The sequence below is a fragment of the Acidobacteriota bacterium genome, assembly GCA_016716435.1.
GTDB lineage: Bacteria > Acidobacteriota > Blastocatellia > Pyrinomonadales > Pyrinomonadaceae > OLB17.
In genome coordinates, this window is sequence record JADJWI010000003.1 from 296,412 (window position 1) to 320,882 (window position 24,471).

Annotated in this window: 18 protein-coding genes and 1 pseudogene; 6 read left to right on the forward strand and 13 right to left on the reverse strand. The window is 56.4% G+C overall.

Going from position 1 to position 24,471, the window contains the following annotated elements; translation table 11 throughout:
• Positions 1–31: 31 nt before the first annotated feature.
• Complete coding sequence (thrA, locus tag IPM21_04575; GenBank protein ID MBK9163176.1) at positions 32–2,476, reverse strand: bifunctional aspartate kinase/homoserine dehydrogenase I; 2,445 nt, start codon at positions 2,474–2,476, stop codon at positions 32–34.
• Positions 2,473–3,765 carry a threonine synthase gene (gene thrC / locus IPM21_04580; GenBank protein ID MBK9163177.1) on the reverse strand — a complete coding sequence of 431 codons (1,293 nt, stop codon included), beginning with the start codon at positions 3,763–3,765 and terminating at the stop codon, positions 2,473–2,475. Before thrC ends, thrA begins: the two co-directional genes overlap by 4 nt.
• A 66-nt stretch (positions 3,766–3,831) precedes the next feature.
• Here thrC and IPM21_04585 point away from each other — a divergent pair, with 66 nt between their 5' ends.
• Positions 3,832–4,749 (forward strand): homoserine kinase, encoded by a 918-nt coding sequence (locus tag IPM21_04585; GenBank protein ID MBK9163178.1) that lies wholly within the window; start codon positions 3,832–3,834, stop codon positions 4,747–4,749.
• Positions 4,750–4,814: 65 nt separating this feature from the next.
• Positions 4,815–7,073 (forward strand): annotated as a pseudogene (gene clpA / locus IPM21_04590) (ATP-dependent Clp protease ATP-binding subunit ClpA).
• Between the two features lie 85 nt (positions 7,074–7,158).
• On the opposite strand, the gene IPM21_04595 reads toward clpA, so the two are convergent.
• Complete coding sequence (locus tag IPM21_04595; protein MBK9163179.1) at positions 7,159–7,518, reverse strand: hypothetical protein; 360 nt, start codon at positions 7,516–7,518, stop codon at positions 7,159–7,161.
• A 217-nt stretch (positions 7,519–7,735) separates the two neighbouring features.
• Complete coding sequence (locus tag IPM21_04600; GenBank protein MBK9163180.1) at positions 7,736–9,139, reverse strand: beta-lactamase family protein; 1,404 nt, start codon at positions 9,137–9,139, stop codon at positions 7,736–7,738.
• A 73-nt stretch (positions 9,140–9,212) separates the two neighbouring features.
• Between IPM21_04600 and IPM21_04605 the strand changes: the two genes are divergently transcribed.
• Together IPM21_04605 and IPM21_04610 are read left to right on the forward strand one after the other, a co-directional pair.
• Complete coding sequence (locus IPM21_04605) at positions 9,213–9,746, forward strand: hypothetical protein (protein ID MBK9163181.1); 534 nt, start codon at positions 9,213–9,215, stop codon at positions 9,744–9,746.
• A gap of 9 nt (positions 9,747–9,755) precedes the next feature.
• Positions 9,756–10,550, forward strand: coding sequence for a ZIP family metal transporter (locus tag IPM21_04610; protein MBK9163182.1), 795 nt, complete (start codon positions 9,756–9,758; stop codon positions 10,548–10,550).
• A gap of 2 nt (positions 10,551–10,552) precedes the next feature.
• Here the strand turns inward: IPM21_04610 and IPM21_04615 are convergent, their stop codons facing one another.
• On the reverse strand, positions 10,553–11,956 hold the full coding sequence (locus tag IPM21_04615) for a sigma-54-dependent Fis family transcriptional regulator (GenBank protein MBK9163183.1): 1,404 nt from the start codon (positions 11,954–11,956) through the stop codon (positions 10,553–10,555).
• Between the two features lie 59 nt (positions 11,957–12,015).
• Entirely contained in the window at positions 12,016–13,671 is a 1,656-nt protein-coding gene (locus IPM21_04620; protein MBK9163184.1) for a PAS domain-containing protein, read from the reverse strand.
• Positions 13,672–13,864: 193 nt separating this feature from the next.
• On the opposite strand from IPM21_04620, the gene IPM21_04625 reads away from it, so the two are divergent.
• Positions 13,865–14,551 carry a hypothetical protein gene (locus tag IPM21_04625; protein ID MBK9163185.1) on the forward strand — a complete coding sequence of 229 codons (687 nt, stop codon included), beginning with the start codon at positions 13,865–13,867 and terminating at the stop codon, positions 14,549–14,551.
• Positions 14,552–14,607: 56 nt separating this feature from the next.
• The gene (locus tag IPM21_04630) at positions 14,608–18,330 is read left to right on the forward strand and encodes a VCBS repeat-containing protein (GenBank protein MBK9163186.1); all 3,723 of its coding nucleotides are present in this window, start codon (positions 14,608–14,610) and stop codon (positions 18,328–18,330) included.
• Between the two features lie 3 nt (positions 18,331–18,333).
• On the opposite strand, the gene IPM21_04635 is transcribed toward IPM21_04630, so the two are convergent.
• Genes IPM21_04635 through hisD form a run of 7 tightly spaced genes read right to left on the reverse strand, consistent with a single transcriptional unit; the run spans position 18,334 to position 24,466 of the window.
• Positions 18,334–18,942, reverse strand: coding sequence for a bifunctional phosphoribosyl-AMP cyclohydrolase/phosphoribosyl-ATP diphosphatase HisIE (locus tag IPM21_04635; GenBank protein ID MBK9163187.1), 609 nt, complete (start codon positions 18,940–18,942; stop codon positions 18,334–18,336).
• On the reverse strand, positions 18,939–19,694 hold the full coding sequence (gene hisF, locus IPM21_04640) for an imidazole glycerol phosphate synthase subunit HisF (protein MBK9163188.1): 756 nt from the start codon (positions 19,692–19,694) through the stop codon (positions 18,939–18,941). The genes IPM21_04635 and hisF overlap by 4 nt, the downstream gene beginning before the upstream one ends.
• Positions 19,684–20,406 (reverse strand): 1-(5-phosphoribosyl)-5-[(5-phosphoribosylamino)methylideneamino]imidazole-4-carboxamide isomerase, encoded by a 723-nt coding sequence (hisA, locus tag IPM21_04645; protein ID MBK9163189.1) that lies wholly within the window; start codon positions 20,404–20,406, stop codon positions 19,684–19,686. The genes hisF and hisA overlap by 11 nt, the downstream gene beginning before the upstream one ends.
• A complete protein-coding gene (gene hisH, locus IPM21_04650; GenBank protein ID MBK9163190.1) occupies positions 20,403–20,987 on the reverse strand; it encodes an imidazole glycerol phosphate synthase subunit HisH in 585 nt (194 codons plus the stop codon). Before hisH ends, hisA begins: the two co-directional genes overlap by 4 nt.
• Positions 20,984–22,087 (reverse strand): bifunctional histidinol-phosphatase/imidazoleglycerol-phosphate dehydratase HisB, encoded by a 1,104-nt coding sequence (gene hisB, locus IPM21_04655; protein MBK9163191.1) that lies wholly within the window; start codon positions 22,085–22,087, stop codon positions 20,984–20,986. The genes hisH and hisB overlap by 4 nt, the downstream gene beginning before the upstream one ends.
• A complete protein-coding gene (gene hisC, locus IPM21_04660) occupies positions 22,084–23,178 on the reverse strand; it encodes a histidinol-phosphate transaminase (GenBank protein ID MBK9163192.1) in 1,095 nt (364 codons plus the stop codon). The genes hisB and hisC overlap by 4 nt, the downstream gene beginning before the upstream one ends.
• Entirely contained in the window at positions 23,171–24,466 is a 1,296-nt protein-coding gene (gene hisD, locus IPM21_04665; protein ID MBK9163193.1) for a histidinol dehydrogenase, read from the reverse strand. The genes hisC and hisD overlap by 8 nt, the downstream gene beginning before the upstream one ends.
• Positions 24,467–24,471 lie beyond the last annotated feature (5 nt).

Here is a 24,471-nt window from a genome sequence, read left to right on the forward strand (position 1 = left end):
TTACATCTTAGCAAAAACTCACGCTGAGCATTCAGGTCCGGGCCGCGCGGATGATATCGGCAAAAACGCCCGCGGCCGTGACGTCGGCACCCGCACCGGCACCTTTGACGACCAAGGGTTGCTCGGAATATCGCGAGGTATAGAACAGAACCGCGTTGTCTTTTCCAGAAAGGCGGGCGAAGTCGTGCTCGGGGCCGATCGCACGCAACCCGATCGACGCTCTGCCGCCATCGAGCGAGGCGATGAACTTGAGCATCTTTCCCTCGGAAGCGGCCGATTCGAAAAGCCCCTTGAAAACACTTTCTTGCTTGAGCATTTCGGAATAAAAATCTTCGACCGAGCCGGAAAGGCAAGTTTCGGGGAGAAAGCCATCGATCGCGACGTCTTCCATCTCGATGCTGTTGCCGGACTCACGGGCGAGTATCAGGATCTTTCGGGCGACGTCTGTTCCGCTCAGGTCAAGCCGCGGGTCGGGCTCGGTGTAGCCCTCGGCCTGCGCTCGCCGGACGACATCGGCGAACGGTTCGCTGCCGTCGTAATTGTTGAAGACAAAGTTCAAGGTGCCGGAGAGAACTGCCTCGATGCGATGGATACGGTCGCCGCTCCTTATAAGGTCATTGAGAGTGTTGATGACCGGCAGACCGGCACCAACGTTCGTCTCGAACAGAAAGTTGGAATTGAACTCGGAGGCGAGCGACTTAAGTTCGCGGTAGCGCTCAAAGCCGGAGGAACAGGCGATCTTATTGCAGGCAACGACCGAGATGCTCTTTGCGAGCAAACGCGAATAAACGGCTACAACATCTTCGCTCGCGGTTACGTCGACAAAGACAGAGTTGCGAAGATTCAGGCCGATTATTTCATCGGCAAACTCCGAGATCGACATCTCGCCGGCATTCTCGATTCGCGAAGTGACGTCCTCGAGCTCGATGCCTTCATCGGCGACCACTGCCCGGTTGCTCCGAGCGATGCCGACAACGCGTATGTTGAGCCGAAGCGTTTCCGAAAGATGCTCGGTCTGCTGCCTGATCTGGCCGATCAACCGGCTGCCAACGGTTCCGACGCCTGCAATGAAAACATTCACCTGCTTGCGGCCATCGGAGAAGAACTCTTCGTGGAGGGAGTTGACTGCCTTGCGGACGTCGGATGTTGCGATGACGGCGGAAATGTTTCGCTCCGAGGAACCCTGCGCAATTGCGTGTATGTTGATGCCGTTATGGCCGAGCGTCATGAACATCCGGCCGCTGACGCCGGTGTGTTCTTTCATATTGTCGCCGACGATGGCGAGGATGGAAAAACCGCTCTCGACCCGCAGCGGATCGATCTTGCCGAAGCTGATCTCGCCCTCGAACTCAGTGTCGACAACCTCCTTCGCGAGCGTGGCGAATCGCTCTTCGACCGCAACGCAGATCGAGTGTTCGGAAGAGCTTTGAGTGATGAGAACCACGTTTATGCCGGCCCGGGAGAGAGCGTCGAAGAGCCGCTTCGAGAACCCCGGAACGCCGACCATTCCGCTGCCTTCGAGGCTCAGGACGGTAATGCCGTCGATACTGCTGATGCCGCGGATAATGTCGTTTCGGTCAGTGGAAACTGCTTCTACGAGCGTCCCTGGATCGGCGGGCTGAAAGGTGTTCTTGATCCGGAGCGGAATGCCCTTCGCCATCACGGGCTGGATCGTAGGCGGATAGAGAACCTTCGCGCCGAAATGCGAGAGTTCCATTGCCTCGAGATAGTTGATGCTTGGGATCTGGCGGACGTTTCGCACGTAGCGCGGGTCGGCAGACATCATTCCGCTGACGTCGGTCCATATCTCAAGAAGATCGGCATCAACCGCAGCGGCGACGAGAGCGGCCGTATAATCCGAACCGCCTCGGCCGAGCGTCGTGGTCGAGCCGTCCGCGGCGGAACCGATGAAGCCCGGAAAGATCAGGATACGGGATTCCGATGATGCAATATGCTCTTGTAGATTTGAATAGGTACGGTTGATGTCGACCACGGCCGAACCATACCGCTTATCCGTCCGGATCATCTTGCGCGAATCGACCCATTCAACGCTGAGGTGTTCGTTCGTGAGCCTTTCATAAAGAATGCGTGACGAGACAAGTTCGCCAAAGCTGAGGATGCGGTCGAGCGTCCGGCCCGAAAGTTCGCCGACGCGGCGGACACCCTCGCATATGCTTTCGACCTCATCAACGGCATGGTCTATGAATTCGCTTAGCTCGACCGGCACAAACGCGGGAAACAGCGTCGAAACCGCGGTTTCGGTTTGCGATGCGATCTCATGAATCTTCTCAAGGTACCCGTCGTCGCCGGATTCCGCGAGCCGGCCGGCCTCGATGAGCCGGTCGGTCGTTCCCTGCAAAGCCGAAAGCACGACGGCGATCCTGTCTGTTTCGGAAGCCGCTTTGACCAGCGTGGCTACATTAGAGATACGCTCGGCCCCGGCGACCGACGATCCGCCAAACTTTAGCACTTTCATAGCGACTCCTTGATCATTTCGACCATTTCTTCGTAACTGCTGGTGATCTCAACCGCCCTTCGCTCGAGCATCTCGAGTTTTGCAACAGACTCGGGCACTGAAATGTTATTACCAAGTATGTCCGCGACTGAATCGAACTTGACCGGATGAGCGGTTGAAAGAACAACGCCAACCTCATCTCGGGCCCGAGTGTGCGATCTCGTTAGGGCTCGGTAAGCAACGGCAGTGTGCGGATCCATCGTGTAACCGCAAACTTCGTGCACTTTTTTGATGGTCGCAGCCGTCTCTTCGTCCGAAATGCTGACCGCCGCCATATTCTCCCGAATACGGCCGATGTCATTGCCAAAAAGCTCACAAATCCTCGCGAGATTGCTGGGATCGCCCACATCCATCGCATTTGAGAGCGTCCTTCGGGAGGGCTCGGCATTGTAGTCGCCGGTCAAGAGATACCTCGGCACGACATCATTCGCATTGCACGCCGCGATGAAAGACTTCGCCTCCAACCCCGAGCTTTGTGCAAGCAAACCCGCGGCTATGTTGCCAAAATTGCCGCTCGGGACCGAAAAAACGACCCTTTTGCCTGCCAATTGCCGGATAGTCGTAAAATAATAGGTCTGCTGGGGCAGCCATCGGGCAATGTTCATCGAGTTTGCTGAGGTCAGGAAGTAATTGTGGCGGAGTGTCGGGTCCGCAAGAGCGGTTTTAGCGAGTTTTTGGCAGTCGTCAAACGAGCCCTGTACCTCCATTGTAATTACATTCGAAGCAGTTCGCGTTAACTGGAGCTCTTGAACGCGGCTTACCCGTCCTTTCGGGTACAAGATGACCACCGAAACACCCTCAACGCCAGCAAATCCGTGGGCCACGGCCCCGCCCGTATCTCCTGAGGTTGCGACGATGACTACCGCCCGTTTACCGATCGAATGGGAAAAATGGCCTAAGCACCTGCTCATGAACCGAGCGCCGACGTCCTTAAACGCAAGTGTTGGCCCATGAAAAAGCTCAAGAACGAAAACGCCGGGTGTTATCTCAACCAGCGGGAAAGGAAAATTGATCGCTTCCCCGCAAATGGCCCCAAGATCGGCATCAGGGATCTCTCCGCCAACATAGGGGTGCATCAGACGAAATACGGTCTCGGCTTCGCTGCCGGGCGACCAAGCCGACCCGGAGAGTTCGGAGAGATCCGGAATTTGCGAGGGAAAATATAGTCCGCCGTCCTCCGGCTGGCCCATAAGTAGTGCTTCCCGGAAACCGACGACGGCCGCTCGGCCGTTTGTGCTAAAGTATTGCATTCAAAAATGAGTGGGTGGCGTCTGCTCCGGAACAATGATATTACGAACATCGGGGAATAAGGAAATATGAAAGAAGTAACGGTGCGAGCCCCGGCGACGGTCTCAAATGTTGTCTGCGGATTTGACTGCCTCGGCTTTGCGATCGACGAACCGTTCGATGAGGTGACGGTCCGCAGGAGGGACGAGCCGGGCATAGCGATCGTTCACAAAGACGAATTTGGGTTGCCGACCGATCCGCGAGAGAACGTAGCCGGAGTTGCCGTCGAGGCGATGCTGGCAGAGGCGGGTGCGGACTTTGGGGTTGAGATCGAGATCGAAAAAGCGATCAAGCCGGGAAGCGGTATCGGATCAAGCGGGGCAAGCTCTTGCGGAGCGGTGGTGGCGACGAACTGGCTGCTGGAAGAACAATTCCCAGCGGTGAAGTTGATCGAATTCGCGATGGAAGGCGAGCGGCTCGCCTCTGGTGCTCGCCACGCGGACAACGTTGCGCCGTGTATACTCGGCGGCTTTGTCTTGGTGCGTTCGATCGACCCGATCGATGTTGTTCGGCTCGATTTTCCGCCGCTGTTTGCGACCGTCATCCATCCGCAGATCGAGGTCAAGACCGCCGAGGCACGAGCTGTCCTGCCCGACCTAGTGCCGCTCAGGTCGGCGGTCAGGAACTGGAGCAATCTCGGGGCTCTTGTTGCGGCGCTTGAGAAGGGTGATTACGAACTCATCGGCCGCAGCCTTGTGGACGAAATCGTCGAACCGGCCCGGCGAGGGTTGATACCGCATTTTGACGAAGCAAAAGCTGCCGGGCTCGCGGCCGGGGCGATCGGCGGCGGCATCTCGGGTTCAGGGCCTTCGATATTCATGCTCAGCAAGACACGCGAGCGGGCGGAGATAGTCCGGACGGCAATGGGTGAGGCGTACGAATCAACGGGAATTCCGTTCAATACCTACCTCTCCGAGATCGGTCCGCAAGGGGCTTCGCTCCGGTAAAATGACAGCGGTCGATTTTTCCCGTGATGATCGTGAGCGGAATTGGTAGACTATAGCTATAAGACATGTTGACGAAAGAACTCGAAAACACGCTCAGCTTCGCGGTCGATCAAGCGGTTACACATCGCCACGAATTTGTTACGCTTGAGCACTTGCTTTACGCACTGCTTCACGACGGTGCTGCTCAAGAAATACTTTTCAATTGCGGCGCTCGGACCGACGAGATCGCAAATGCCCTGGAAGAGTATTTCGAGGGCGTGTTGGAAAAGCTGCCCGAGGGCGTAAAGGTACTGCCCGAGCTCACCGGAACTTTTCAATCAACGATAAATTACGCGATCCTTCAGGCCGAAGGTAGCGGCCAAAGAGCGGTAGATGCGGGAAATGTTCTCGCCGCTTTTTATCAGGCCGAGCAGAGCTACGCCGTATATCTTCTCTTGCAACAGGGTATAACCCGACTCGACATTCTCAACTACATCTCGCACGGCATCTCGAAGGTCGATACGTTTCGGGCCGATGGATGACGAACCGGATTTTGACGACGATGACGACGAAAATCCGTTTGGTCCGCGGCGGCAAAAGCAGGCGAACCCGATCGAGAGCTTTACGGTTGAGCTCGTGGCGAAAGCAAAAGAGGGTGCGATCGATCCGATCGTCGGCCGCGACGCAGAGATCGAGCGCACGATCCAGGTGCTCTGCCGCAGGAAAAAGAACAACCCGCTTTACGTTGGCGAACCCGGAGTTGGAAAGACGGCACTGGCCGAAGGCCTCGCACTAAAGATCGCAAACGGAGACGTGCCCGAGGTCTTGGCAGACGCAAAAATATTCGCCCTGGACATGGGAGCGGTCGTTGCCGGGACGCGCTACCGCGGGGACTTTGAACAGAGGTTCAAGGCGATCATCACCGAGCTCAAGAAACAAGAGAACGCCATCCTTTTTATTGACGAGATCCACACGATCGTCGGAGCCGGAGCGGTTTCGGGCGGAGCGATGGATGCCTCGAATATTCTGAAACCGGCCCTTGCAGCGGGCGAACTTCGCTGCATTGGCTCGACGACTTTCGCTGAGTATAAAGCGGCATTTGACCGCGATCGAGCGCTTGCTCGCAGATTTCAAAAGATCGATATCGGTGAACCTACGATCGAGGAGACCTACAAGATACTCAAGGGCCTCAAGCGATTTTACGAAGAGCACCACGGCGTAAAGTATCCGAACGCGACCCTTCGGACGGCGTCTGAACTTGCAGGCAAATATATCAACGACCGCTTTCTTCCTGACAAGGCGATCGATGTTATCGACGAGGTCGGTGCTGCCGTCAAGCTTTTGCCCGAGAGCCGAAGGCCAAAGCGCGTCTCCGTGCAGATGGTGGAGAACACCGTCGCACGAATGGCGAAAATACCGCCGAAGACCGTAGTGGGCGATGAGAAGGAGCGGCTGAAGACGCTTCGCGAGGATCTCAGGCGACATATTTTTGGCCAGGACGCGGCGATCGACCGTGTGGTCGATGCGATCCAGATCTCGCGTGCGGGGCTCGGCCATGAGACGAAGCCGGTCGGCTCATTCCTTTTCTCGGGTCCGACCGGTGTCGGCAAGACAGAGCTTTCGAAGCAGCTCGCCGAGCAACTCGGCATCGAGTTCCTACGGTTCGACATGAGTGAGTATGCCGAACCGCATACGATCTCGCGATTGATCGGCGCGCCGCCGGGGTACGTCGGGTTTGATCAGGGCGGTTTGCTGACCGAGGCGATCATGCGGACGCCGCACGCCGTGCTGGTGCTAGATGAGATCGAAAAAGCACACCCGAACCTTTTCAACCTTTTGCTCCAGGTGATGGACAACGCGACGCTTACCGACAACAACGGCAAGAAGGCGGACTTCCGAAACGTTATCCTGATAATGACGACCAACGCCGGTGCTCGCGAGCTTTCTAGCGGTGGCATGGGTTTTAGGAATCAATCCGAAACGAAAGGACAGGGAAAGGGAGCGATCGAGCGGACCTTTACACCGGAGTTCCGCAATCGGCTCGATGCCTGGGTAGCTTTCAAGCCGCTGGATCTCGAGGTCATCAAGTCGATCGTTGATAAGTTCATCAAGGAACTGAATGGCCAACTTGCTGAGAAACGCGTTGTTGTAAAGCTTGATGATGCGGCTCGTGAATGGCTTGCTAAAAACGGCTTTGATGGCCGCTATGGGGCGCGTCCGATGGCACGGCTGATACATGAAAAATAAAGCAGCCGCTCGCGAACGAGATCCTGTTCGGAAAGCTTACCGAAGGCGGGAGCGTGATGGTCGGAGAAGAGGGCGGCGAACTGTTACTTACATTCTGATCGACGCCTGAAGTAAAAATAAGAATGCCCGGCGAAGTCCATCGTTCGTCGGGCATTTGTGTTTTCCTTGGGGTGAAGTAGCGAGCTACTTTTTCTTTGCGGCCGGCTTCTTGGCCGGAGCTGCCTTCTTAGCAGGTGCTGCCTTCTTCGGAGCCGCTGCCTTTTTGGCAGGAGCTGCTTTCTTAGCAGGTGCTGCCTTCTTCGGAGCCGCTGCCTTTTTAGCCGGAGCTGCTTTCTTAGCAGGTGCTGCCTTTTTGGCCGGAGCTGCTTTCTTAGCAGGTGCTGCCTTCTTCGGAGCCGCTGCCTTTTTGGCCGGAGCCGCTTTCTTAGCAGGTGCTGCCTTCTTCGGAGCTGCGGCCTTTTTAGCCGGAGCTGCTGCCTTCTTCGGAGCTGCGGCTTTCTTTGCCGGAGCTTTCTTTGCTGCTGGTTTTTTTGTTGCTGCCATATTTTCTTCTCAAGTCAAAGTTTGGATTAGGGTAAAGCAAAAACGGAACACGTATAACGTAACATAAATTTATTCTTTTGTGTAAAGTTTTTCTTTAAGTTTTAACCCGTATGTATAACTAAAAACGTGAGGTTACGTCGCAGGCGTCTTCGTTTCATCTGTTGCGCGTCGGTCTTCTGTGCTATCACAATCTGATATCGTCCGAATCCGTCCGTTTTCATTCGTCTTCCTCGAGTGTCATCTCACTTATCCGGCCATCGCTATCAAGAGAAAAACGCCAAAGCATAAGCCGTCTATCGGCATCGGCAACGTACCGGTAAATACTTTTATTTTCAACGGTTTCCGTCCCTATGAACCGCAGTTTCCGAACCTCGCCAAACTTCGCGATACGATCGTTTGCGGCCTTGGCCCGCGGCGAGGTGATCGCCCGCAAGATCTCGGGCGTTAACATCGAAGCATCCGGCCGGTTCGCAATTCGCGCTCGCAGTGCTTCAAGAAGAAACGCATTTCGCTTTTCATCGTCGCCATTTGCCAAGCGAATATTTTTTAGTGAAAGTGTTGGAATAAAATCTTTCGCGATCGATGTTGCGATCAAACTTCCCATTCCGAGTTCGCCGAGATTGGTAAGAACGATGACCGTTATGTTCGAATCAACGTAACGAAAAATGGCGGCACCGAAGCCGGCCGTTTGACCGGTGTGTCCGATCAGCTTGTGTCCGCGAACGTCGCTAATGCGCCAGCCAAGACCATAGGCCGACCGCTCGCCGTTGTTGAAGGTGAACGGTGTCCACATCTCGCGTTTTGTTTCCGGCCGGAGGAACGCATCGCCGCGAAGCGCACGTTCCCATTTGATCATGTCCTCGATGGTTGATGTGATCGAACCGGCACCCATCAGGTCCGTGAGGTTTCCGTCGCGTCCGGTATAACGGTCGATGCGCCACTCGTATCCCGAAGCCCGCAACGGAATGATGAACTGCGGATCGCGTTCGCCGGTCCGGTTCATCCCAAGCGGGCGAAAGATTCGCTCCCGCATGAAGTCCAGGTACTTCTTTCCGCTTTGCCTTTCGATTATATGGGCGAGGAGGTTGTACCCACTATTGCTGTAGGTGTATCGCTCGCCGGACTCGAACTCCAGAGGGAGCGGCGAAAGCTGCGCTATGAACTGCTCAGCCGATAGTCGGCGGGAAAGCTCAAAGCCGGAAAGCCCCGTGTAATTTTTAATGCCGGATGTATGCGAGAGGAGATGCCGAACGGTGACACTTTTCCAAGACTCGGGAGTTCCAGGAAGATATACTGATATCTTTTCATCGAGCCCGACCTTTCCGTCTTGAACGAGCAAGAGAATCCCCGCGGCGGTCATTTGCTTTGAGACAGAACCGATCTCAAAGACCGAGTCGGGCGAAACAGGCGCCTGAAATTCAAGGCTTGCGAGCCCATAGCCTTTCACCTTCTCTACCTTTCCATTGCGTATAACGGCGACAGCCGCTCCGGGGATATTCCTCTCCTGCATTCGTTCGCGAACGATGCGATCGACCGCGTCCGCATTTACGCTTGCCGAAGCCAGCAACAAAAGGAATAATGCTCGAAGAACTGTCCCGGTTTTGATTTTGTTCGATACCATAATTGCATACAAGGATAAGGATTTTTCGGGCACCTACAAAGCACCCGCTGCGGTACCGTTCCTATAAACAAACATGAAAAGACTGACCTCACTCACATTTTTGTCTCTTGCGTTCGCCGCTTTCGCGTCCGTTGCCATTGCTCAGCCGGCATTTACCGACGGCAAAGCGGCAGGACTCACCTCGGAGCAGATAGCGGAACTGAAAGGGCTGAATGCCGCAGTCGGCGTTCCGACCTACATTCCGGCGGGCTTCAAACTTGACGCCGTTGTGATCGAAGAACCTCCGGCACCGGAGATCGTCGGTTACACTCTGACCTACCGCAATACAAAGGGTCGTTCGTTTATGATCCAATCGATCAACGACGGTCTCGGAGACGTCAGCACGCCGCAGGTCTATGGACGGAATTCTTATTTCGACGGACGGATCCAAGCAGGCTATTCGATGGACGATGAGAAGAGCCTTTTCGTTTCCTGGGTCGGCTCGCTTGAACGCTATCAGCCGAAGAACACACTTCAGCAATGGTATTCGCTTGTTGCTGACCGCGGTGACATCACGCTTCGCGAGGCAGTGAAGGTAATGGCGTCTCTCAGGTACTTGAAACGCTAAAAAGGCAGAATGCAGTTCACATCCGAGCCATTTTTCAATGCGATCATTGCAACGCTCATCGCCGGGCTCGGAGCGACCGCGCTTGGCGCGGTCCCGGCACTTTTTCTCCGGAAACTGAATGAGCGGTTGAACAACAACCTTCTTAGCTTCGCAGCGGGAGTAATGCTTGCAGCGACAATATTCTCGCTACTTCTGCCGAGCATCGACGGTTTGCGAAACGCGGGTTCTGAAACAACGAGCGCGGTAACGCAGGCGATCGCCTTCCTATTTATCGGCGGCTTCGCTCTCTGGCTGGTCAACGAACTTGTACCGCACGAACACTTTGGAAAGGGACCGGAAGGGCCAACGGACGCCGGCCGACTGAGAAAGATCTGGCTATTTGTGATCGCTATCGCAATACACAATTTTCCCGAGGGAATGGCGGTCGGGGTCGCAAACGCTACCGACAATGTCGGGACCGGATTCGGGGCAATGATGGGTATCGGCCTGCAGAATCTGCCGGAAGGACTTTCGGTCGCCGTTGCGCTGCAATCGCAAGGTTACTCGAAGCTCTATGCCTTCATCGCAACCGCACTTACTGGAGCGATAGAAGTAATAGGAGGCGCGATGGGAGGCTCGGTCGTGCTTATTTCGGCCGGGTTGCTCCCTTGGGCCTTGGCGTTTTCGGCCGGTGCGATGCTCTTTATCGTCAGCGACGAGATCATTCCGGAGACACACCGGCCGGGATTCGAGAACGGCGCGACGCTCTCGCTATTTATCGGCTTCGGACTGATGATGTTCCTTGATGCCGCTCTCGCGACCTAACCCTACCGGCGAATTTCGAGATCATATTCACGAAGCCTGCGATAAAGTGTCGAAGGCGAGATGCCGAGTATTTCCGCCGTCTTGCCGCGGTGCCAACCCGTGCGTTCGAGAGCGCTAAGGATCTGCTGTCGCTCGGAGTCGCGAAGGTTGACCGGGCTTGTGTATGTGAATGCATTCGCCTGTGCCCCGTTCGAGCCGTTTGAGCCGTTGTAGTTGACCGAGATCTGTTGACGCTCAACTCCGTGAGCGACCTCCGGGGGCAACTCCTTAAGCGTGACCCGGCCGTTATCAGAGAGTAACGAAGCACGCTCGAGTGCGTTGCGGAGATGGCGAACGTTTCCTGACCAACTGAAGCGTTTAAGTGCGTCGAGCACGGGTTCGGTAAGGATCGGAGGATTTGCTCCACCGATCTCCCTCATGAGATGAACGGCGAGCGGTTCGACATCTTCGCTTCTTTCGCGAAGAGGAGCGATCGGTATCTCGAAACTATTCACCCTATATAAGAGGTCTGAGCGAAAGACGCCGTCCGCTACTGCCTGAAGCGGATCGCGATTGGTTGCCGCGACGACGCGAACATCGACCTCGACCTTTTTCACACCGCCAACGCGAAAGAAGGTTCGCGTTTCAAGAGCTCGTAGAAGCTTCGACTGAAGCTGCGCGGGCATCTCCATTATCTCATCGAGGAAAAGCGTGCCGCCATGGGCGAGTTCAAAGAGTCCAAGCTTGCGGGTTCGCGCTCCGGAGAACGCACCGGGCTCATAACCGAAGAGTTCGGATTCGAGAAGCGTATCCTGGATCGCCGCGCAGTTGAGATCGATGAACGGCTTATCAGCCCGCTGGCTGAGGCGGTGGATCGCTTGCGCTACGAGTTCCTTACCGGTACCGGATTCGCCCGTGATCAGCACTGACGTATCTGAAGGAGCGACGCGGCGAACAAGGCGCAGAACTTCTTTCATCTGCGGAGATTCGGCGATGATCTCGGGCATCGGGCCCTTGGCGTGTTCTATTTGCGCCCGAAGCCGCTGGTTATCCGCCCGCAGATCGCGCTTCTCGGTGGCGTTCTTGACCAGGGCGGCGAGCTCGGCGATCCGGTACGGTTTGGTCAGGTAATCGTACGCCCCGAGCTTCATCGCGGTGATAGCGGTTTCGACCGTACCCTGTCCTGTGAGCATTATTATCTCGGGCGGGCTAGGACTCTTTTCGCGGATGCGCTTTAAGAGGCCGATGCCGTCAAGCCGAGGCATATTGATATCGCAAAGCACGACGTCAAACTCTTCGGCCTCGAGTTTTTCCCATGCGGCCTCGCCGTCTTCAGCGGTTTCGGCCTTATGCCCATGACGGCCCATTTCTTTTTGAATGACCGTTCTTAGATTTTTTTCGTCGTCGACGATGAGGAGGTTAGCCATGTTTTCTACCTAGGGGGAGCGGGAGTTGTTTGCGGGCCGACGTCCGGCCCGGCATTCGATCAAGCCAGTTCTTTCACGACCGGGAGAGCGATCGTGAATGTTGTTCCTTTACCGACATTCGAACGGACAGAAAGACGTCCGCCATGGTCGGTGATAATTCCGTAACAGACCGCGAGGCCGAGGCCGGTTCCTTTCCCGACGTCCTTCGTGGTGAAGAACGGTTCGAAGATCTTAGACATATCCTCGGCGGGAATACCGATGCCCGTATCGCTGATCTCTACCGAGACGCGCCGATTTCCGGCGAACGCACGAAACGTAAGCGTGCCGCCCTCGGGCATCGCGTCGATAGCGTTTGTCGCAAGTGCGATCACCGCTTGCTGTATCTGGCCGCCATCGGCATTGACCGGAGGGAGACCGTCTTCAATGTCGATGTCGATCGCAATGTTGTCCCCGCGACGCTGGTGTGAGATCAGGTTGACCGACGAGCGAAGGATCTCGCCAAGATCGATCGGCGACCTTTCACCGGTCCGCATCCGGCTGAAGTCAAGCAAGCCGGTTGTTATCGATTTGCAGCGGAAAGCTTCGCTCTTTATGAGCTCAAGATATTCGTGCAGATCAACGATCGCATCGCTGCCTGCGAAGGAACCGTCGTCTGCGCGGTGCTCGAGAGCTTCGGCACAGGCGGCGATCGTCGCCAGCGGATTGTTTATCTCGTGTACAACGCCGGCCGCAAGCCGGCCGACCGCTGCGAGCTTTTCTGCACGGCCAACGGCGTGAATGGCCTCAACGCGCATCGTCACATCCTCTCCGACCGTGATCACGTGCGTGACCTCATCGGTATCGGGGTTCCGCATGGGTATCTTGCTTACCATCCAGTGCTTCGTTGATCCGTCTTCGGCGGTGGTTTGTTGCTCGATCCGCTGGATATCTCCGGTGCGGAATACCTCTTCAAATTCGTGTCGTACGCGGCCTTCCGGGTAGCGGGCAAGCACTGTGAATACATTCCGGCCGATGGCTTCGTCACGAGGTATGCCCTGCAAGCCGACCTCACGTTGGCGGTTCCAGGTGACGATGCGGTAATCGCGATCGATGACATAGATCGAAACCGGAAGCGAATCGAGGATCGCTTCGGTAAACCGGCGATGCTCTTCTTTCGCCCGCGTTATAGAGGTATTGATCGCGGCCTCATAATGGGCCGAGAGGTTGATGCTCATGGCCGCCATTCGGGTTGCGGCTTCGATGAGATTGGCCTTTACGTCGTCAAAGTCGGCGGTATCGTTAAAGCCGACCGCTATCAAGCCCTTTACCTTTCCGTTGATATGCAGCGGCGAAACGTATTCGACCGAATGCTCGATGCTGTCGATCATGAACTCCGCCCGGTCGTCCTCCGGATGCCCAACCTGCGGCGGAAGGAGCTCAAGCCATCGCTCAAATCTTGGGCGGTGGAAAAAGCTGGTCAGCAATTCTCCGCGGCGATCAACACCGAAACTGACGACCCCAATATTCTCCAACTCCGAAAGAAATACGCACGCCTCTGCATCAAGCCGCTGCCTGAGCGCAACGGCAACGCGAGCCGCGACCTTCTTCGGATGAACCATGAAGAGAAGGCTCCGCCCAAGCTCCGAGATGAACTTGAGCTCGTCTGACGCTTCGGACCCGCGGCGCACTTGTTCCGCTCTGGGTACAGTTCGCTTTCTTGCAGATGTTTGAGCCATTTAAGCCATAAGACCAATCGCAAATTGCCCGACAGGAAAGATGAAAGGGGCGGGAACGAAAAGATGAGGCTCGAAGGTACAAATTGCCTCACTTTGATATTAAAGAATGTTTTAACATTTTTGTCAATTGTTTATTCCCATCGCAATTTGCTTGACCTTGGGCCGGGGTAGGATAAAGTATTAAGAATACTGAATGAGAGTTTTTTTCACACAGATCAGGGTCTTCCTCATTGGCTTGGTGCTTGTCATCGGCATCGGACCTGCAGTTTTGGGCCAGCAGGTGGTCGATAAGACCGTAGCGACGGTTGGCGACGGGATACGAACCGAGTTGATCACACTATCCGGCCTGAAATGGCAACTGGCACTTCAACCGGGCGTTCCGCTCTCTCCTCCAAGTTCCGAAGACCTTAATCAGGCGCTGCAAACGCAGATCGATCAACGGCTTTTTGCTCTCGAGGCTGAACGGCTTCCGAGCCGCCCGCCAACCGAGAAAGATGTAGCGGACAAGATACAAGAGATCCTTGGCTATTTCCCTTCTTCTGCGGATTTCGAGTCGCGGCTTCGCGCGGTCGGCTTTACCTCGATTCGGGACGACAATTTCGAGCGGATGATCTTTCAGCGGCTCGCGATCGAACGCTATCTCGATTTTCGTTTTCGGTCGTTTGTTGTTGTAACTCCCGAAGACGAAGAGAACTACTATCGCGAGGTCTTTGTGCCGGATTTTCGTCGTCGTTTTCCTGGTCTCCTAATGCCAACCCTCGACGAGAAACGTGAAGAGATACGCACCGAGCTTACCGAAGACCGTGTCGCCGCCGAGATCGAAGCATTTCTGGACGACGCACGCCGCAGAGTGGAGATAACTATCCTTCTCCCGGTCTGATCCAACAGGAATTCGCTGGAATCTCTCGGTTCTCTGATAAAATCGAGCTTTCAATCATGTCTTTTCGAACGGTAGTTTGTTCGCTTTTGGTGCTGCTGAGTATCTCGGTGGTTAGTGCACAGCGCCCTAGCGATACCGAAGTTTCATCGCCGACGGCGATCACGGGGCCGGAGTGGCGGAGTGTGAATCGGTTTGCGATCGGGAGTTTGACGGCGGCGGCATTGACCGGGCCGAGCGTTCCCGCAGGAAAACGCGAGATCGTTTCGAAGGGTTTCGACCGATTCATGCGCGATGGCTTGTCACACGGATTGACGCCATCATTCGGCGACGATGTTGCGGAGCGTTCGCAGCTCTTTGGGCAAATGCCTCCGCCGTTGCTCTCTTTTGACGGCATCAACAACATCGACAACGGCCTCGCCTACAATCTGCTATTCATTCCGCCGGATATGGTCGGGGCGGTCGGGCCCGAACATTACGTTCAGGTCGTGAATGCTCTGATAAGGGTTTATGACAAGGCCGGCAATCCGCAAACACCGCCGGTGCGGCTCAATTCGCTATTCGCTCCCCTTCAGACCATTTGCTCGAACCGTTTCGATGGCCTTCCTAACATCATTTACGACCAATACGCTGATCGATGGCTGATCAGTCAGGTCTGCTCGGCCTTTCCGCCATTTAGGCAGATGATCGCGGTCTCGCGGACGGGCGACCCGGCGGGCGAATATTACTTGTACGAGTTCGTGATGCCGAATGTGAGGATCAATGACTTTCCTAAGTTCGGTTTGTGGCCATCGGCGTACATGATGACGACCGACGAGTTTCTCGGTTCCGACTACGTTGGTTCGGGGATGTTCGCGTTCGAGCGTGCAAAGCTGCTTGCCGGTGACGCATCGGCCAAATACGTCTACTTTAACTCGCCTGTATCGGTACAGCCTCGAAGGCGGGGAATGCTTCCCGCGGATAGCGATGGGCTTCGTCTTCCGCCGGCGAATGCTCCGGCTCTGTTCGCTAGTTACACAGCGACGGAATATGGCGATGCATCAGATTCGCTTCGGCTCTTCGCGTTCGCTCCGGACTTCATCGAGCCCGGAAACTCGACCTTTTCCGAACTATCAGAAAGCCCGGTTTTGCTCGAACCTTTCGACCCAACGAGCCCCGATGGCCGCACCGACATCGCCCAACCGCCGCCGGGAGAATTCCTTGATTCGCAGAGCGACCGGCTCAACAATCGGTTGACTTATCGAAATTCGGGAACTCACGAATCGCTTGTTGTTGCAAAGACTGTTCGGATGACGCCCGCGTCGCAAACGTACCGGGCGGGTGTGCGTGTGACAGAACTTCGAAGAGCTTCGGCGGGATTTTCTCCGGCGGTTCAAGCGACGCTTGGCGACACGACGAGCTCGCGTTGGATAAGTTCCGCAGCCCTTGACCACGGAGGGAATTTAGCCGTTCAGTACAATTTTGTCAGCGAAGAGAAGAAGCCCTCGATCCTTTACTCGGGCCGGCTTGTTAATGACCCGCCGAATACACTCCGCAGCGAGGGGCAGCTTGTCGAAGGCACGGGAGTACAACGGACGTTCGGATTTCGGTGGGGCGATTACGCCTCGATGACGCCGGACCCGGCGGACGACTGCACTTTTTGGTTCACAGGTGAGTATTATTCGCAGGCAAGCCAAGACCAGAGCGAGCTCGGATGGTTGACGCGGATAGGCGCGTTCAAGTTTGATGAATGCACCGCGGCGCCGCGAGCGGCGATCTCCGGCGGTGTAACAGACAAATCAACCGGACTCCCGATCGCGAATGCGCGCGTCATGGCGGGCGATTATTCCCGAGCAACGAACGCAGCCGGCAGCTACGGTAGCCTGACCGTTCTCCCGGGTAGCTACGAACTTCGTGCGGAGGCGAGCGGCTATAGGGCCGAAACGGGGCAGATCACTCTTTCATCCGGACAGGTGGAGCCGAGGAGCTTTTCACTCGAACCGATTGCCGAGTTTCAGATCGAATCTACTGAATTGATCAACGATTCGTGCCCGACCTCGCCGGCACCTCGGCCAGGCGACAACGTCACTCTGCGACTGACTCTGCGGAACACCGGTGCCCGAGATTCGCTTTCGGTCACGGCGGTCGTCGTCGCGGATGATATTGTCATTCAGCCCGGCCCTCCGCAGGTGCTTGGGGTGGTTCCGCGGAACGCGGTCGTCACTGCCGACTTCACATTTGCGGTGCTGAGCGGATCAAAATGCGGTGTCGCGATAACCCCGACGATCACGCTGACCGAAGGCACAGAGCCGCTTGGGGAACTGAGCGTTCCGCATCGAGCGGGCGGCGAGCGAATCGCGTTTAGCGAAAGCTTTGACGAAGTGACAGCACCTCAGCTACCGGCCGGATGGACCACCTCGACGACCGAAAACCATCAGCTTTGGCGAACGTCGTCTGCTAGAAACGAATCTGCTCCGAACGCGCTTTTCTCACCGGCTCCGATACAACGCGGCGTAAACGCGGTGACCTCGCCGGCATTTCAAGTGAGCACGGTCGCTGCCGAAGTTCGCTTCCGGCTGTGGTATGAACTTGAGACGACTTTCCTCCGCAACCGCTTGTATGACGGTGCCGTGTTTGAGGTGAGTATCGCGGGCGGCGACTGGCAGGATATTCTTGCCGCCGGAGGGACGTTCCTCGCAGGCGGTTACGATGGGACCATCGACGGCTGTTGTCAGAATCCGCTCGCCGGCCGGCTCGGATGGTCAGGCCGGAGCGGTGTCAACCAAACGCCCGAATGGATAGACAGCGTCGTCCGTTTGCCGGCAGCCGCGGCCGGCCAAAGCGTAAGTCTTCGTTGGCGGGTCGGAACAGATATTGGCACCTTTCGGGAGGGAATCTACATTGACGACCTTAAGGTCGTCGATGGCTTCATTTGCGATTGTCCGCCCGCAACTCCGAACGCAGCACCCTTCGATTTCGATGGCGATGGCCGGACCGATATCGCCGCCTATTCGTTTACGGACGAAGCGGGAATTGCTGACATAAGACTGATCGAAAGTGGCTCGGGGAATGTAGTAGGTGTCAGTTTTGGCTCGGCGGGTGACCGTTCAGCCGCGGCCGATTATGACGGCGACGGGCGAACGGACATAGCCGTCTACCGTCCCGCGACCGGCGTTTGGTACATATTGCGGAGCAGCGACAGTGTGGTCGAAATTCGACAATTCGGCATCAGCGAGGATGTTCCGATTCCGGCAGATCTTGACGGAGATGGAAAGGCCGATGTCGCGGTTGTTCGTCCGTCCACCGGAGTATGGTTTGCGGTCAGGAGTTCGGACTCGCAGGTCGTAATAGTCCAGTTCGGCATTACGGGCGATATTCCTACGCCGGGTGACTACGATGGCGATGGCCGGTCTGATTTTGCGGTCTTTCGGCCCTCGAACGGTTTTTGGTACGTTCTGCGGTCCGGTGACGGCGGCGTGACCTTCACGCAGTTTGGCCAAAGCGGTGACATTCCGGTCGCGGCTGATCTCGACGGTGACGGCAAAACGGACAATGCGGTCTATCGTCCGACGAACGGCGTTTGGTACATTCTTGGGTCGCAGGCGGGTTTCTCTGCGGTGGCTTTTGGAACATCTGAAGACGTGCCGCTGCGTGCCGACCTTGACGGGGACGGACGCGCAGACATCGCTGTCTTTCGGCCCTCAACGCGAGTGTGGTACGCGATCCGGAGTAGCGACAGTCAGGTGGCAATTACCGAATTTGGCCAACCGGGTGATCAGCCGATACCTGCGGCCGTTAGATAGCCTTTACTTTTTGTGGCGCTCGGCGAGAGTATCGGCGATCTCGCCAAGCGTTACACCTTTTTCGTTTAGCAAGATCATCAGGTGAAAGAGCAGATCAGCTGCCTCACGCTTAAATGCTTCGATGTCCGTATCCTTTGCGGCAATGACCGTTTCAACGGCCTCCTCGCCGACCTTTTGGGCGATGCGGTTGATGCCTTCTTCGAAAAGCGAAGCAACGTAAGAACCTTCGGATGGTTTCGCTCGCCGGTCGGCGATGACCGCCTCAAGCTCAGTAAGAAAAGCGATCTCGGTCGCGCCGTCGCCGACTTCATCTCCGAAGCATGTCACCATTCCCGTGTGACAGGTCGGGCCATGCGGCTTTGCCTGAACGAGCAGCGTGTCGTTGTCACAATCCGGCGTGATGCTTAAAAGTTCAAGATAGTTACCGCTCGTTTCGCCTTTGGTCCAAAGCCCCTGCTTCGAACGCGAATAGAACGTGACCCTTCCGCTCGCCTGGGTTGCGGCAAGCGCTTCACTGTTCATAAAGCCGAGCATCAGGACCCGGCCACTCGCGGCATCTTGGACGATGGCCGGGATAAGGCCATCGGCGTATTTCTGGAAATCGAGATTCATATACGTACCGCGATGCCTCGCATCTGAAGAAATAATTTGAGCTCCGGAATGGCGATCTCGCCAAAGTGAAAGACACTGGCCGCAAGGGCCGCATCCGCATGCCCGGCGACGAAAACGTCGGCGAAGTCATCCATTGAACCGGCCCCGCCGGACGCGATCACCGGGATGCCAGCCGACGTCGATATCTGACGCGTCAGGCCATTTTCAAAACCGGCCTTTGTTCCATCAGCATTCATCGAGGTCAGCAGGATCTCGCCAGCCCCGAGCTCCTCGCCTCGCTTCGCCCATTCTGTAGCATCAAGGTCGGTCGCAATGCGGCCGCCATTAAGGAAAACGCGCCAACCTGCTTCGGTCTGCTTTGCATCGATCGCGAGGACGACGCACTGCGAACCGAAGTTCTCGGCCGCCCGCGTAAGGAGATTCGGGTCGCGGACCGCGGAAGTATTGATCGAGACCTTGTCGGCCCCGGCGTCAAGCATTGCCGCGATATCATCGACCTCCGAGATGCCGCCGCCGACGGTAAAAGGGATATTGATCTCTTTCCCAACACGGCGGACCAGATCGACGAGCGTCTTGCGTTTGTCGTTGGTCGCGGTGATATCAAGAAAGACGAGTTCGTCGGCACCCTCATCGCTGTAACGTGTAGCAAGTTCTACCGGGTCGCCGGCATCGCGAAGGCCAACAAAGTTCGTGCCCTTCACTGTACGGCCATCCTTGACGTCAAGACAGGGGATGATGCGTTTAGCCAGCATATTTTGCAAGCTCCTCGATCGGGATACGGCCCTCGTAGATCGCTTTGCCGATAATCACGCCGCTGCAACCCGCCGCTTCTAACCTTTCGATATCTTCGATCTCAGCGACGCCGCCGCTTGCTATCAGCTTGAGCTCGGGCAACTCGGCGGTGATCTTTTCGTATAGTTCGAGCCCCGGGCCTGCGAGTCCGCCGTCCTTACCTATATCTGTCACAAATGCTTGCGTGATGCCTTCGTCCATCCATGCTCTCAGAAACGAGATAACCTCAAGTTCGGTCTCGGTCTGCCAGCCGTCTATGGCGACGCGGTCATCGCGGGCGTCCGCGCCGAGGAGGATGCGTTCACCTTCGTACTCGGCAAGCCAACGCAAAAATGTCTCTGGTGACCTCGCCGCAACGCTCCCGATGCTTGCCATTGCAGCACCGGCCTCAAAAACGGCTTTGATGTCCTCGTCGTTTTTGATACCGCCGCCGAAGTCGACAGTAAGTCCCGTCGCAGAGGCGATCAGTTCGAGCACGGTCAAGTTGGCAGGATGCCCGACCTTTGCGCCGTCGAGGTCAACGATGTGCAGTCGGGTGACCCCTGAATCCTCGAACCGCTTCGCCATGTCGAGCGGGCTCGCGTCGTAGATCTTCATCGACCTGAAATCGCCTTCCGTCAGTCGCACACAGCGACCGCCAATGATGTCGATAGCCGGAATTACTTCGATCATATGTTCAAAAAGTTCCTCAAGATCTGTTCGCCAATGGCACCCGATCTTTCTGGGTGAAACTGAACAGCGAAAAAGTTCTCGTGCTCAAGGGCAGCGGCAAACTCGACGCCATAATGTGAAAGAGCAATCGCCGAGCTCCCGCTCTCAACATAATATCCGTGAACGAAGTAGACGTAAGAGCCATCGCTTACGCCATCAAAGAGTTTGCCCTTAAGGTCGCCGATCGTGTTCCAGCCCATGTGCGGCACCTTAAGCTCGCCCGCAGGGAATCGCCGAACGCGGAGAGGTACGATCCCAAGACACTCCGTATCATTCTCTTCGGACGAAGAACACAGAAGCTGCATCCCGAGGCAAATGCCCAATACCGGCACGCTAAGCGAGCGGAGAACTTCGTCGAGTCTCCGTTCCTTTAAATAGCGCATTGCAGACGAGGCCTCGCCGACGCCCGGGAAGATCACCTTGTCGGCAGAGGCGAGTTCCTCCGCCGAATCCGTGATCAAGGGCTCGACGCCGAGACGGCCGAGAGCATTCACAACCGACGCCGTGTTGCCGGCATTGTAACGGACGATGGCGACTCTCACAGCACTCCTTTCGTCGACGGAAGCTCACTGCCCTCGCGTCTTACGGCCATCTTGATCGCCCTCGCAAATGCCTTAAAGATCGATTCGATCTTGTGATGTTCGATCGTACCTTCCGCCTTTATGTTGAGGTTGCACCGGGCACCATCGGCAAAGGATTTGAAGAAGTGGAAAAACATCTCGGTCGGCATTTCGCCGATCCTTTCGCGTTTGAACTCCGCGTCCCATTCCGTCCAACTGCGGCCGCCGAAATCGACCGCGACCTGTGCGAGGCAATCGTCCATCGGAAGACAGAAGCCGTATCGTTCGATCCCGCGTTTGTCGCCGAGTGCCTCGGCAAATGCCTCGCCGAGCGTTATAGCAACGTCTTCGATAGTGTGGTGTTCGTCAACCTGCAGGTCGCCGCTAGCTCGAATGTCGAGATCGACCGAACCGTGCTTCGCTATCTGCTCGAGCATGTGGTCGAAGAATGCGATGCCGGTATTCATATCCGCGCGCCCCGAACCATCGAGGTCGAGGGTGACCGTGATGTCCGTCTCCTTCGTCTTACGCGATTTGGAGACACGCCGCGGACGCGAGCGGAGTAGATCGTAGATCTGCTTCCATGTAACGACTGTTTCGGCATTACCTCCAAGCTCCTCAGGCAACGGAAAGTTTTCGTTCTTTATATAGATCGCCTTCGAGCCGAGGTTCTTGGCTAGCTCGACATCCGTCGGCCGGTCGCCGATAACGAAAGAATATGCGAGGTCGTAATCACCCTCGATGTATTTTTTCAGCATCGCGGTGCCCGGCTTTCGCGTCGGGGCGTTTTCGTGCGGGAAAGTGCGATCCACATAAACGTCCGCAAACTCGATGCCCTCACCCGCAAGTGTTTCGAGCATGAAATTTTGGGCGGGCCAGAACGCGGATTCGGGAAAGCTCTCGGTGCCCATGCCATCTTGGTTGGTAACGAGCACAAGGATGAAATCAGTCTCGCGGGCGATCTTTGATAGGTACGTGATCGCTCCCGGAATGAACCGGAGCTTGTCTAGAACATCTACCTGAAAATCTTCAGGCTCGCGGATGATAGTCCCGTCGCGGTCGATAAAAAGAACTCGTTTCATAATCCTCCGAGCAAAATTGGCACGACTTCGTCTGCCGATGCCGCGGCCTCGATCGAGCGAAGAGCATTCATCAGCCGGTCGTTCTCCTCAGGCGTTCCGACCGTGATGCGTAGGCATCCTTCGCATAGCAGGACGCGACTCCGGTCTCGGACGACGATGCCCGAGCTAAGCAATTCACGATAGATCTGTGTCATATCGGTCGTCCGGACAAGCAAAAAGTTGGCATCCGAGGGATAAATGGTTTCTACAATTGAAAGCCGAGAAAGCTCATCCGCAAGCCTTGCGCGTTCGCGGACGGTTTCGGTTACCCAGCTTGCGATCTGGTCAGCCGATGCAAGAGCATTGAGCACGGCTCGCTGAGCGATGCCGCTGACGTTGTATGGCGGCTTGACACGATTCATGAGTTCGATGATCGCCGCGTCGGCAAAGGCCATTCCGACACGCAGTCCCGCCATTCCCCAAGCCTTCGAAAATGTCCGCAACACGACAACGTTCGGCTGCCTTGAGATCTCTGAGATCAGCGATTCCGCATCAGCGAACTCGGCATAAGCTTCATCGACGACGACGATGCCATTGAAACTCTTCGCGATGCGGACAATGTCGTCGCGGTCCACTAGGTTGCCGGTCGGGTTGTTCGGCGAGCAGATGAAGATCAGCTTCGCCCGTGGCCCGACCGAGCCGATTACGGCATCTGCATCCAGCGAGAAATCTCCCCGTAGCGGGACTTCACTTATAGCAACGTCGTTGATCTCCGCCGAGACCCGGTACATTCCATAGGTCGGCGGGCAGATGATGCACTTGTCGCGGCCGGGCTCGCAGAATACTCGAAAAAGCAGATCGATCGCTTCATCGCTGCCGTTGCCGATAAAGATATTCTCCAGCCGGACGGTACGCATCTCGGCAACTCTCTCCTTCAACTCCCTTTGGAGCGGATCGGGATAGCGGTTATATCCCTGGCCGGCGGGCGAGCCGAACGCGTTCTCGTTGGCATCGAGAAATATCTCCGCCTCGCCTTCAAACTCGGACCGCGCCGACGAATACGGCTTGAGCCTGGCGATGTTCGGACGAACTATCTGGTTCAGGTCAAACATCTTTCGCCTCCACGCTCTTACGCCTGACGGCTGCCGCAAAACGGTGTGCCTCAAGCCCCTCGGCGGCCGCCATCGTCTCAACTACCGGAGCGAGATTTTTGATGCCGTCGGCGTCGAGCCGCTGATACGTGATCGTTTTTGTAAAGCTCGCTGTCGAAACCCCGCTGAACGCTCGGGCTGCACCGCCGGTCGGAAGCGTGTGGTTCGTGCCCGAGGCGTAGTCACCCGCGCTTTCGCACGAGTAGTTGCCGATAAAGACCGAGCCCGCATTTGTAATTTGGTGTGCGACATCTTCCGCATCGCGGACGGCGAGGATCAGGTGCTCGGCTGCGTATTCGTTGAGGATCTCAACGCCGGTCTGGATCGAATCGACCAGGATCGCCTTGGAGTTCTCGATCGCCCGCGAGGCGGCCTCTTTTCTAGGAAGCCGGTCGAGCTGTTCGCCTAGCTGTGCGATAGCATCGTCTATCACTTTCCGCGAGATCGAGACGAGAATGACCTGGCTGTCCGGCCCGTGCTCCGCCTGCGAGAGCAGATCTGCGGCGACGAATTTGGGAATGCAAGAATCATCGGCGAACACGGCGACCTCGGACGGGCCGGCCGGCATGTCTATGGCGACGCCGGCTCGCATTACCTGCAACTTTGCTTCGGTCACGAACTGGTTTCCCGGCCCGAAGATTTTGTATACGGCCGGGACTGTTGCTGTGCCATATGCCATTGCACCGATCGCTTGTGCCCCGCCGATCTTGAAAACGCGCCGAACGCCGCAGAGCCGGGCTGCATAGAGCGTCGCAGGGTCTATCTTACCCGACGCATTCGGCGGCGAGCACATTATCACCTCGCCGCAGCCCGCGATCGCCGCCGGGATTGCGAGCATCAGGACTGTTGAGAAAAGCGGCGCACTTCCGGCGGGAACGTAGAGCCCGACCTTATCAATCGGCAGCGTTCGTTTCCAGCATAGGACACCGGGCATCATCTCGATCGGCTGGCTGTCGTCAAAAGCGACCGCATGAAACTTCTCGATATTAGCCTTCGCCGCGGCGATCGCTTTCTTTAAGTCGGCGGAAACGGTCGTTTCGGCTTCGGCAAATTCTTCCTCGGTTACTTCGAATTCCGTTACAGGATACGGATCGAACTGCCGCGAACAGTGGCGGAGAGCTTCATCGCCGCCGCCCCGGACGTCGGCTAAAATATTCGCGACGGTACGCTCAAGAAACTTGGTGTCCATCACTGGCCGTCTAAGAAGTTCGGCCCATTCGTCTCGCTTTGGATATTCAACGATCTTCATAACGT

What these genes read in the sequence shown, in the direction of transcription:
- thrA (MBK9163176.1), bottom strand. Translation starts at nt 2,476, where the DNA reads ATGAAAGTGCTAAAGTTTGGCGGATCGTCGGTCGCCGGGGCCGAGCGT.
- thrC (MBK9163177.1), bottom strand. Translation starts at nt 3,765, where the DNA reads ATGCAATACTTTAGCACAAACGGCCGAGCGGCCGTCGTCGGTTTCCGG.
- IPM21_04585 (MBK9163178.1), top strand. Translation starts at nt 3,832, where the DNA reads ATGAAAGAAGTAACGGTGCGAGCCCCGGCGACGGTCTCAAATGTTGTC.
- IPM21_04595 (MBK9163179.1), bottom strand. Translation starts at nt 7,518, where the DNA reads ATGGCAGCAACAAAAAAACCAGCAGCAAAGAAAGCTCCGGCAAAGAAA.
- IPM21_04600 (MBK9163180.1), bottom strand. Translation starts at nt 9,139, where the DNA reads ATGGTATCGAACAAAATCAAAACCGGGACAGTTCTTCGAGCATTATTC.
- IPM21_04605 (MBK9163181.1), top strand. Translation starts at nt 9,213, where the DNA reads ATGAAAAGACTGACCTCACTCACATTTTTGTCTCTTGCGTTCGCCGCT.
- IPM21_04610 (MBK9163182.1), top strand. Translation starts at nt 9,756, where the DNA reads ATGCAGTTCACATCCGAGCCATTTTTCAATGCGATCATTGCAACGCTC.
- IPM21_04615 (MBK9163183.1), bottom strand. Translation starts at nt 11,956, where the DNA reads ATGGCTAACCTCCTCATCGTCGACGACGAAAAAAATCTAAGAACGGTC.
- IPM21_04620 (MBK9163184.1), bottom strand. Translation starts at nt 13,671, where the DNA reads ATGGCTCAAACATCTGCAAGAAAGCGAACTGTACCCAGAGCGGAACAA.
- IPM21_04625 (MBK9163185.1), top strand. Translation starts at nt 13,865, where the DNA reads ATGAGAGTTTTTTTCACACAGATCAGGGTCTTCCTCATTGGCTTGGTG.
- IPM21_04630 (MBK9163186.1), top strand. Translation starts at nt 14,608, where the DNA reads ATGTCTTTTCGAACGGTAGTTTGTTCGCTTTTGGTGCTGCTGAGTATC.
- IPM21_04635 (MBK9163187.1), bottom strand. Translation starts at nt 18,942, where the DNA reads ATGAATCTCGATTTCCAGAAATACGCCGATGGCCTTATCCCGGCCATC.
- hisF (MBK9163188.1), bottom strand. Translation starts at nt 19,694, where the DNA reads ATGCTGGCTAAACGCATCATCCCCTGTCTTGACGTCAAGGATGGCCGT.
- hisA (MBK9163189.1), bottom strand. Translation starts at nt 20,406, where the DNA reads ATGATCGAAGTAATTCCGGCTATCGACATCATTGGCGGTCGCTGTGTG.
- hisB (MBK9163191.1), bottom strand. Translation starts at nt 22,087, where the DNA reads ATGAAACGAGTTCTTTTTATCGACCGCGACGGGACTATCATCCGCGAG.
- hisC (MBK9163192.1), bottom strand. Translation starts at nt 23,178, where the DNA reads ATGTTTGACCTGAACCAGATAGTTCGTCCGAACATCGCCAGGCTCAAG.
- hisD (MBK9163193.1), bottom strand. Translation starts at nt 24,466, where the DNA reads ATGAAGATCGTTGAATATCCAAAGCGAGACGAATGGGCCGAACTTCTT.